Genomic DNA, 1,036 nt, shown 5'->3' on the forward strand with positions numbered 1-1,036 from the left:
TTATAATGAATTTGTCAGTAACTGCCAGTTCTTTCACTTGAGCGATGCAACAAAGCCCACTGGAATCCAGTTTTTGATCAAAAATGTTGTCTATAGTGCACAATCAATTTTCCTGGATCCCAGTGTCTGGGCACTGGGGATGACACCATAGGGAGCTACTTGGATGACAGGGGAGGGAGGCTGCTGGGATCCTGACAACCGTCATCCCGCTGCTTGTTAGCGGGATCTAGAGATACCGCGGCGGTATGACGTAGAGCTACGTGTTTAGGTTTAATGAATCCACTATATCTTTTACTTGAGAAAAAACATACTCTTTGCTTACACTGGTATCGATAATAAAGTCACTCATCTTCCTTTTCTCCTCAATAGATAACTGAACATCGGAGATTAGATTAAGCTTTTCTTTATCTATGTTGCGTTCGTTAAGTCTTTGAGCTTGCACAACGCTATCTGCATGAACAAAAACAATAAGGTCGCAATATAAATAAAATTTTGTTTCTAATAGAAGTGGCACATCTAAAACTAAAAGTTTTCTATCGATCTTTTTTTCCTTGGCAATAAAAAATTCTAATTCACGCAGCACAGCAGAGTGAACCAAAGATTGAAATTGTTTCCAATTTTCATCGTAGGCTAAGAAATATTTAGACAGTACTGTTCTATCTATTTCACCATTTACTACCACTCCAGGAAAATTTTTCTCTGCATAACTTATTATGCTTTTATCCACTTTATAAAGTTGGTGTACAACAGAATCAGCATCAAATACAACAGCACCAAACTCTTGAAAGCAATTAGCTACAAAGCTCTTTCCTACCCCAATTCCGCCTGTTAGACTTATAATCATATAACAAAATACATTCGACTTCTTTTGAAACTATAGCTAAGGTTTCTCTATATATATTAACTAGATTTTCTAGATCCCAGTGTCAAGCACATAACTATACGAACATTGCAATTTGTAGGTGGTGTCATCCCAGTCTGGGATGGCTTTGTTGCATCGCTCAAGTGAAAAGAACTGGCAGTTACTGACAAAATT

At 37.5% G+C, this 1,036-nt stretch carries 1 protein-coding gene; it reads right to left on the reverse strand.

Annotated elements, in window-relative coordinates:
* Positions 1–256: 256 nt before the first annotated feature.
* On the reverse strand, positions 257–844 hold the full coding sequence (gene coaE / locus WGMM_RS00665) for a dephospho-CoA kinase (RefSeq protein WP_006280338.1): 588 nt from the start codon (positions 842–844) through the stop codon (positions 257–259).
* Positions 845–1,036: the final 192 nt, after the last annotated feature.

The sequence above is a fragment of the Wolbachia endosymbiont of Glossina morsitans morsitans genome (assembly GCF_000689175.1).
Taxonomy (GTDB): Bacteria; Pseudomonadota; Alphaproteobacteria; order Rickettsiales; family Anaplasmataceae; genus Wolbachia; species Wolbachia pipientis.